The sequence below is a fragment of the Streptosporangium sp. NPDC005286 genome (genome assembly GCF_040607515.1).
Lineage (GTDB): Bacteria > Actinomycetota > Actinomycetes > Streptosporangiales > Streptosporangiaceae > Streptosporangium.
In genome coordinates, this window is record NZ_JBEXGU010000276.1 from 1 (window position 1) to 7,937 (window position 7,937).

Genomic DNA, 7,937 nt, shown 5'->3' on the forward strand with positions numbered 1-7,937 from the left:
GCCGCTCTTACCCGGCTCCTTCCCTCGTCGACCGGGGCCGCTCGTACCTCGCGACCCCGCTCTCCTCGGTCCAGTCGCCGGCGCGGCCTCACGGCCCCGCTCTCCTCGGTCCAGTCCCCGGCGCGGCCTCACGGGGAGTCCCTCAAGGGGGGGAGCGTGGGGCACGTCCCTGCGGTGTTCCTTGGGGGCTAGTCGTCGTCGGGGGTGCCTTCGCGGCTGGCGAGGAGGCGGCGTAGGGAGGTCAGACGGGCCGGGTCGGCGTGGCCGGCGGCTACCCAGGCGTCCAGGGCGCACTCCTCTGAAAGGTGGGTGCAGCCCTTCGGGCAATGGACGGTGCCCTCGATCAGGTCGGGGAAGCCCGCCAGGACCGTCTCCACCGAGACATGGGCCAGACCGAAGCTGCGCACCCCGGGGGTGTCGATGATCCAGCCACTCTCCGGCAGTTCGAGGGCGACGGCGGAGGTGGAGGTGTGACGGCCCCGGCCGGTCACCGCGTTCACGTGTGAGACGGCCCGGTTGGCGTCCGGCACCAGGGCGTTGACCAGGGTTGACTTACCCACCCCGGAATGGCCGACGAGCACGCTGATCCGGCTCTTGAGGCGCTCTCGCACCTCCACCAGGTCGCCGCCCTTGGAGACCACCACGTACGGCACGCCGAGGGGGGCGTACAGCGAGACCAACTCGTCGGGCGAGGCGAGATCGGACTTGGTGAGGCAGAGCAGCGGCTCGATGTCGGCGTCGAAGGCCGCGACCAGCATCCGATCGATCATGCGGGGCCGGGGCGGTGGATCGGCCAGGGCCGTCACGATGACGAGTTGGTCGGCGTTGGCGACCACGGGGCGCTCGATGCCGTCGGTGTTGTCGGTGTCGTCCGCGGAGCGGCGGAGCATGGAGGCACGGGGCTCCACCCGTACGACGCGGGCCAGCGTGTCGGTCATCCCGGAGACGTCGCCCACCAGGGCCACCCGGTCGCCGACCACGATTCCCTTGCGGCCCAGCTCGCGGGCCTTCATCGCGACCACGACCCGGCCGCTCATCGCGGCGCCCTCCGCCTGGTCCCGCTTGCGGCGGCGTCCCCGCTCGCCCTCCGACTCGACCAGGCACGTGTAGCGTCCGCGGTCGACGGCGACCACGAACGCCGGGACCGCGTTCTCATGGGCAGGACGGATCCGGGTCCGGGGCCGGGATCCCTTTCCCGGCCTGACCCTGACGTCGTCCTCGTCGTACTCGCGCTTTCTCAGTTTCTCCGCCTTGTCCGGCCCGGTGCGCCCCGCGAAGGGCCGCGACTACCGGGCGCCTCCTGGGCCTGCCGGCCGGTCGCCCCTCACCGCGCGCCGCGCAGCATGTCCGCCCACATCGAGGCGAACTCGGGAAGGGTCTTACCCGTGGTGGCGATGTCCTCCACCTCGACGCCGGGCACGGCCAGCCCGATGACCGCTCCGGCGGTGGCCATCCGGTGGTCGGCGTAGGAGTGGAACACGCCGCCGGTGAGCGGTCGGGGCCGGATCTCCAGGCCGTCCTCGGTCTCGTTCGCGTCGCCGCCGAGACCGTTGATCTCCGCGACCAGAGCGGCCAGCCGGTCGGTCTCGTGCCCGCGGATGTGGGCGACACCGCTGATCCTGCTGGGGGAGTCGGCGAGAGCGGCCAGCGCGGCGATCGTCGGGGTCAGTTCGGCCACGTCGCGCAGGTCCGCCTCGATTCCGGTGATCCGTCCGGTACCGGTGACCGCCAGCCCCTCGGGTGTGTGCTCCACCGAGGCGCCCATGTCGGCCAGCAGCGTGCGCAACTGGTCACCCGGCTGGGTCGTCCGCACGGGCCAGTCGGGAATGGTGATCGTGCCGCCTGTCACCATGGCGGCGGACAGGAACGGCGCCGCATTGGACAGGTCGGGCTCAACCGTGAAGTCCCTCGCCCCGATGGGGCCGGGCTCGACCCGCCAGACGTCCGGCTCGGAGTCGTCCACCACGACGCCGAACTCGCGCAGCATCTGAACGGTCATCTGGATGTGCGGCTGCGAGGGGATCGGCGGGCCGTCGTGGCGTACCGTCACGCCCTTCTCGAAGCGCGCGGCGGTCAGCAGCAGGCCGGAGAGGAACTGTGAGGAGCCCGACGCGTCGAGCCTGACCTCGCCGCCGGTCAGCGGCCCCCTGATGGTGAAAGGCAGCGCGTCGCCGGTCACCTCGGCGCCGAGGGCGCGCAGCGCGCGCAGGATCGGGCCCATCGGGCGCTTACGCGCGTGCGGGTCGCCGTCGAAGAACACCTCGCCCCTGGCCAGTGCCGCCATGGGCGGCACGAAGCGCATGACCGTGCCCGCCAGCCCCACGTCGATGTGGGCGCCGCTGATGACGGGGCCGGGCGTGATCGCCCAGTCGACGCTCGAGGCGCTCTCGTTGGAGGGGGTCATCGTCGCGCCCAGTGCCCGCAGCGCGTCCGCCATCAGATCGGCGTCGCGGCTGCGCAGCGCCAGCCGTACCGTGCCGGGTCCCTCGGCCAGTGCGGCGAGCAGCAGTGCGCGGTTGGTCACGGACTTCGATCCGGGCAGGGGAACGGTCGCGCGGACGGGTTCGGTCGCGGCCGGCGCGGGCCACAGCGGAGCGGACATGGCCAAAAGCCTAGCTGTGTTGTCGGCGACGCTGCGCGTCGCGGTGAGGCCGCTCTTGCCCGGCTCCTTCCCTCGTCGACCGGGGCCGCTCGTTCCTCGCAACCCCGCTCTCCTCAGTCCAGTCCCCGGCGCGGCCTCACGACCCCGCTCTCCTCAGTCCAGTCGCCGGCGCGGCCTCACGGGGAGTCCCCCCAAGGGGAGGCATGGGGCACGTTCCCGGGGTGATTCTTGGGGGGAGAGAACGGGTTGTCCCTGGGGAGAGGGATCTTGGGTACTTCCCGGTGGGGGCTTCCGGTGTGCCGTGGCGTGGCAAAGTGGAGATATGTGCGGGAGATACGCGTCTACGCGGGACAAGCACGAGTTGCTGGAGGAGTTCCAGGTCGAGCTTGACGGTGCGGCCGACGACGAACTCAGGCCCGACTACAACGTCGCGCCCACGAAACCGGTGTACGCGGTGATGAGCCGGGTGCCGAAGGCCGATCCGGACGGCCGACCGGTCCGGCAGCTCCGCGTGGTCCGCTGGGGGCTGGTCCCGGCCTGGGCCAAGGACCCTTCCATCGGCTCAAAGATGATCAACGCGCGGGTGGAGACGGTGGCGGAGAAACCCGCCTACCGCAAGGCGTTCGCGGAGCGCAGGTGCCTGCTGCCCGCCGATGGTTATTTCGAGTGGGTCGTGCTCGACGAGAAGGACGCCAAGGGCAGACCGAAGAAGCAGCCCTACTTCGTCCGCCCCGCCGACGGCGGCGTGCTGGCCATGGCGGGACTGTACGAGTTCTGGCGGGACCGGGGCCGGGCCGAAGACGACCCGCTCTCCTGGCTGGTGACCTGCACGATCATCACGACCGACGCCGTGGACGAGGCCGGTGCGGTACACGACCGGATGCCGATGCTGATCGAGCGCGACCGGTGGGGTGAGTGGCTCGACCCGGGAGTGACCGACGCGCGGGAGTTCCTGATCCCCGCGGGCTCCACCGGGCTGGAGGTCTATCCGGTCTCCACCGCGGTCAACTCGGTGCGCAACAACAGCCCCGAGCTCGTCGAGCCGCTGCGGTAGGAGGGGGCGGTAGTCGGCCGCTCTTCTGAAAACGCTGGTCGATCCGGTGTAAAAGTTCCGGCAAGTGGGCATCCGCTGAGGAAAGCGGTGACTCGCGACGAGTGGGCGAGATCACCGTCGCCAGAGCTCACCCCTTGCGCCTGACGGGAGAGTCGGGGATCCCTTCACAGGCCGTCCCCGTTTTCCGGAGGTGCGGATTCGTGGATGTCGCGACCGCGCGCGAGCGTCTGAAGAACATGCTCGCCGAACTTGACCGTTCCATCGGAGTCCTTCGCGGAGATTCACCCGCCGCGGGGGACCGCTCCCCGGCGGACGCCGGTTCCGAGCTGACCGATTCCGACCGCAACCGGGCACTGCTGGAAGGGGCCACCCGGCACCGGGGTTCGGTGATCGAGGCGCTCAGGCGGATGGACGAGGGGTGCTACGGACTCTGTGCGGACTGCGCCGCGCCCGTTCCGGAGGGCAGGCTGGAGGCGCGCCCCGAGGCCGCCCGCTGCCTCCAGTGCCAGTCCAAACGCGAACGCCGACGCTGACCCCGCCCCCGGAAGCATCCAGGGGACGTGCCCGTGATCTTTCCCCGAAGGGACGCGCCGTCCACCCGCACCAAGAATCACCCCGAGGACGTGCCCCATGCCCCCCTTTGGGGGACTCCCCGTGAGGCCGCGCCGGCGACTGACCTGAGGAGAAGGGGCGCGCGCCGTCCTCCCGCACCAAGAATCTCCCTGGGGACGTGCCTTGTGCTCTGTCCTTGGGGGACTCCCCGTGAGGCCGCGCCGGCGACTGGACTGAGGAGAGGGAGGTCGCGAGGAACGAGCGGCCTCCCTCGACGAGGGAAGGAGCCGGATAAGAGCGGCCTCACCGCGACGCGTCAGCGTCGCCTTTAATAGGGCCGGCGCGCGCTGGCGACCAAGTGGATGCCCACCGTGTCGTCGTCGTCGGGGTGGGTGTCCAGTTCGGTGTTGACCAGCCAGGTGAGCGCCCGGGAGTCGGAGGCGAGCACATGGTCGACGGTCGAGGGGGACAGCACCGTGCGGGGCCGTACCCACTCGACCTCCAGGCCCGCCTCGGTGAGCAGCTCGCGGAGCTGGGCGCTGCTGAAGCAGCGGGTGATGCTGCCGTCGGGCCAGGGCACGAGCATGACCTCGCCGGTCTGGCGCAGGTGGGCCCAGTAGTTCTGCTCGGCGAGGATCGCCATCCCCAGCACCAGGGAGTCGACGCAGACCAGTGTCCGGCCGCCGGGACGCAGAACCCTGACGACATCGTCGATCGCGGACTCGGCCATGAGCTCCACGGACATCGCCCGTTCCTCGGCGAGCACGGCGTCCACGCTGCAGTCGGGCAGGAAACGCAGGTCGTCGGCGCGTACCTGGCTGACCCTGGAGATGTCGTGCAGCGGTTGGTCGTCCGCGGGCCGGCGGAAGTCGACCATCTCGATCACCCGGTGTCCCGCCTTCGCCGCCTGGACGGCCCAGCGGCCGTTGCCGCAGGACATGTCGAGGACGGTGGAGGGGGTTTCCGGCAGCCATCGACTCAGTTGCTCGGCCACGACCGCGTGATAAAAGGTCCAGTACGGCCCGAGCGCACCTGAGCCGTTCAGCTCTTCGGCCGGGATGGGCAGCACAAGCAGCTCCTGGCGTCGGGAGGATCCGGTGGTCTTTGATTACCTACCGGTACGTATCTTCTTTTCCCCGTACCGGGTCGTTCGTCACCTTCTATCTTGCGGGAACAGATGAGTGGACGAGCGTGTTGCAAGCGGACAACGCACGATCCTTTCGGAGGTTGGCAAGCAGATGCTCGCCTTGATCGAACCCGTCACCCGCCCCGGTGATCGGGCCATCCCCGGTGAGCGGGTATCCTCCGCTCAGTACGGTGTCCCGCGTCAGCAGGACTCCGGCGATCTTAAGGGGGTGGGTCCGGTCCCTGCGACAGACGAGGAGACTCTGGAGCAGCGGAGCACACGGTTCGAGCGGGATGTCATGCCCTATCTCGACCAGCTCTACTCTGCCGCACTTCGGATGACCCGGAACCCCGCGGACGCCGAGGACCTTCTTCAGGAGACCTTCGCCAAGGCGTTCGCGTCTTTTCACCAGTTCCAGCAAGGCACGAACCTCAAGGCGTGGCTTTACCGAATCCTGACCAACACCTTCATCAACAGTTACCGCAAGAAGCAGCGGGAGCCCAAGCAGTCGGGCGCCGAGGAGATCGAGGACTGGCAGCTGGCCAGGGCCGAGTCGCACACTTCGGCGGGGTTGAAGTCGGCGGAGGTCGAGGCGCTGGAGCACCTCCCGGACACCGACGTGAAGCGGGCGCTGGCCGCGCTCCCCGAGGAGTTCCGCATCGCGGTCTATCTCGCCGACGTCGAGGGCTTCCCGTACAAGGAGATCGCGGACATCATGGGGACCCCCATCGGGACCGTGATGTCGCGGCTGCACCGTGGCCGTCGCCAGCTGCGGACCCAACTTGAGGACTACGCCCGCGAGCGTGGCCTGGTTCCCGCGGAAGGTGCGAAGTGAGCGAGCGAGACAGGAACGGCGATTCCGCCCCGGTGGCCTCGACACCCCTGGGTGAGGTGATCGCATGAGCTGTGGCGAGCACCACGACACCGACTGTCGTGAGGTCCTGGACAAGGTCTACACCTACCTGGACGGCGAGCTCGACGAGCGCAACTGCGCGGACATCCGCCAGCACCTGGACGAGTGCCACCCCTGCCTGGAGGAGTACGGCCTGGAGCAGGTCGTCAAGCAACTCGTCGCCAAGCACTGCGGCTGCGACCAGGTCTCGGAGGACCTGCGGGCCAAGGTGCTCAGCCGGATCGACCAGGTACGCTCCGAACTCGCCCACTGACCTCTCCGGAGCCTCCGTACGGTCGTGGTCATCGCGTGTGCCGAGGGGCTGCCGGGTTCACCCGGCAGGTGAACCGCTTCCCTGTTATGGTTCCTGGGTTCGAAACGGTCATGGCCTGGCCGTCGGTTCTCTCGGCCGAGGGAACCGAGAAGCCACTCCCCTCGTGGAGCGGAGGAGTCACACGACGATGGGGGTTGCTCATGCGCATACTCGTGACCGGTGGGGCGGGGTTCATCGGATCCACCCTCGTTGACCGGCTGCTGGCCGACGGACACGAGGTCGCGGTGGTGGACGACCTGTCCGGTGGCGACCGCGGCAACCTGGTCCGCGCCGCGGAGAGCCCCCTGTTCGCCCTGCACGTGATGGACATCCGGGACCCGGCCCTGATCGGCCTGGCGGCCGAGTGGAGACCCGAGGTCGTCTGCCACCTCGCAGCGCAGATCAGCGTGCGCAAGAGCGTGGCCGACCCGGTACACGACGCCAGGCTCAACGTCGAGGGCACCGCGTCGGTCCTGACGGCCGCCCACCACGGTGGCACCCGCAAGGTCGTCTTCGCCTCCTCGGTCGCGGTCTACGGCAGGCCGGCGGTCATCCCGGTCCCCGGCGGCGCGGCGACCGACCCGCGCTCTCCGTACGCGGCCTCCAAGCTCAGCGCGGAGACCTACCTGGCCACCTTCAAGGCGCTCCACGGCATCGACTACACCACGCTGGTGCTCTCCAACGTCTACGGCCCGCGCCAGTCGCCGGACGGCGAGGCGGGGGTGGTCGCCATCTTCACGGACGCGCTGCTCAACGGCACCCCCACGGTGGTATACGGCGACGGCACCCAGACCCGCGACTACATCTTCGTCGACGACGTGGTCGACGGCTTCGCCCGTGCCTGTGGCGCCAAGGGCGGCGGCGGCCGCTTCAACCTGGGCACCGGAGTCGAGACCACCGACCGGAGGCTGCACTCCCTGGTCGCCGCGGCGGCGGGGGCCGTCGACGAGCCGGGTGGGGCTCCGGCCCGCCTGGGAGACCTCCCGGCCATGGCCGTCGATCCGGCTCCCGCCTTCGACGGGCTCGGCTGGCGCCCCCAGACGGACCTGGCCACGGGCCTGAAGGCCACGGTCGACTGGGCGAGGACCAAACTCGCAACCCCGTAATCCCACCGAGCACCCTCAACTCGTGAGGCCACACCGGACCGGCCGGGACAGCGCCCTGGGGCCGTCCCTCAAGAATCTTCCCGAGGGACGGCCCGTGAGGCCGCGCCAGCGACTGGACCAGGAAGCCCCCTGGGGACGTGCCCCATGCTTTGTTCCCGAGGGACTACTCGTGAGGCCGCGCCGGGGACTGGACCGAGGAGAGCGGGGTCGCGAGGTACGAGCGGCCCCGGTCGACGAGGGAAGGAGCCGGGTAAGAGCGGCCGAACCTCGACGCGCCAGCGTCGCCAGAGGC

General features: G+C 69.9%; 8 protein-coding genes. 5 read left to right on the plus strand and 3 right to left on the minus strand.

The genetic code is table 11. The annotated features are described in order from the left end of the window. Positions 1 to 188: 188 nt before the first annotated feature. Positions 189 to 1,241 carry a ribosome small subunit-dependent GTPase A gene (gene rsgA / locus ABZU75_RS44100; protein ID WP_355568732.1) on the minus strand — a complete coding sequence of 351 codons (1,053 nt, stop codon included), beginning with the start codon at positions 1,239 to 1,241 and terminating at the stop codon, positions 189 to 191. 83 nt (positions 1,242 to 1,324) lie between these two features. After that, entirely contained in the window at positions 1,325 to 2,602 is a 1,278-nt protein-coding gene (aroA, locus tag ABZU75_RS44105) for a 3-phosphoshikimate 1-carboxyvinyltransferase (RefSeq protein WP_355568717.1), read from the minus strand. Between the two features lie 322 nt (positions 2,603 to 2,924). Between aroA and ABZU75_RS44110 the strand changes: the two genes are divergently transcribed. Both ABZU75_RS44110 and ABZU75_RS44115 read left to right on the plus strand, forming a co-directional pair. Continuing rightward, positions 2,925 to 3,656, plus strand: a complete 732-nt coding sequence (locus ABZU75_RS44110) for an SOS response-associated peptidase (protein WP_355568720.1) — start codon at positions 2,925 to 2,927, stop codon at positions 3,654 to 3,656. Positions 3,657 to 3,856: 200 nt separating this feature from the next. After that, complete coding sequence (locus ABZU75_RS44115) at positions 3,857 to 4,189, plus strand: TraR/DksA C4-type zinc finger protein (RefSeq protein WP_030924883.1); 333 nt, start codon at positions 3,857 to 3,859, stop codon at positions 4,187 to 4,189. Between the two features lie 347 nt (positions 4,190 to 4,536). Here ABZU75_RS44115 and ABZU75_RS44120 read toward each other — a convergent pair whose 3' ends face one another. After that, positions 4,537 to 5,277: a class I SAM-dependent methyltransferase gene (locus ABZU75_RS44120; RefSeq protein WP_355568724.1), complete on the minus strand. Its 741-nt coding sequence runs from the start codon at positions 5,275 to 5,277 to the stop codon at positions 4,537 to 4,539. Positions 5,278 to 5,563: 286 nt separating this feature from the next. Here ABZU75_RS44120 and ABZU75_RS44125 point away from each other — a divergent pair, with 286 nt between their 5' ends. The 3 genes from ABZU75_RS44125 to ABZU75_RS44135 all read left to right on the plus strand — a co-directional run bounded on the left by ABZU75_RS44125 (position 5,564) and on the right by ABZU75_RS44135 (position 7,645). Then, the gene (locus ABZU75_RS44125) at positions 5,564 to 6,169 is read left to right on the plus strand and encodes a sigma-70 family RNA polymerase sigma factor (RefSeq protein WP_030924879.1); all 606 of its coding nucleotides are present in this window, start codon (positions 5,564 to 5,566) and stop codon (positions 6,167 to 6,169) included. A 64-nt stretch (positions 6,170 to 6,233) separates the two neighbouring features. Further along, positions 6,234 to 6,500: a mycothiol system anti-sigma-R factor gene (gene rsrA, locus ABZU75_RS44130; RefSeq protein ID WP_030924877.1), complete on the plus strand. Its 267-nt coding sequence runs from the start codon at positions 6,234 to 6,236 to the stop codon at positions 6,498 to 6,500. Positions 6,501 to 6,700: 200 nt separating this feature from the next. Then, positions 6,701 to 7,645: an NAD-dependent epimerase/dehydratase family protein gene (locus tag ABZU75_RS44135; protein WP_355568729.1), complete on the plus strand. Its 945-nt coding sequence runs from the start codon at positions 6,701 to 6,703 to the stop codon at positions 7,643 to 7,645. Positions 7,646 to 7,937: the final 292 nt, after the last annotated feature.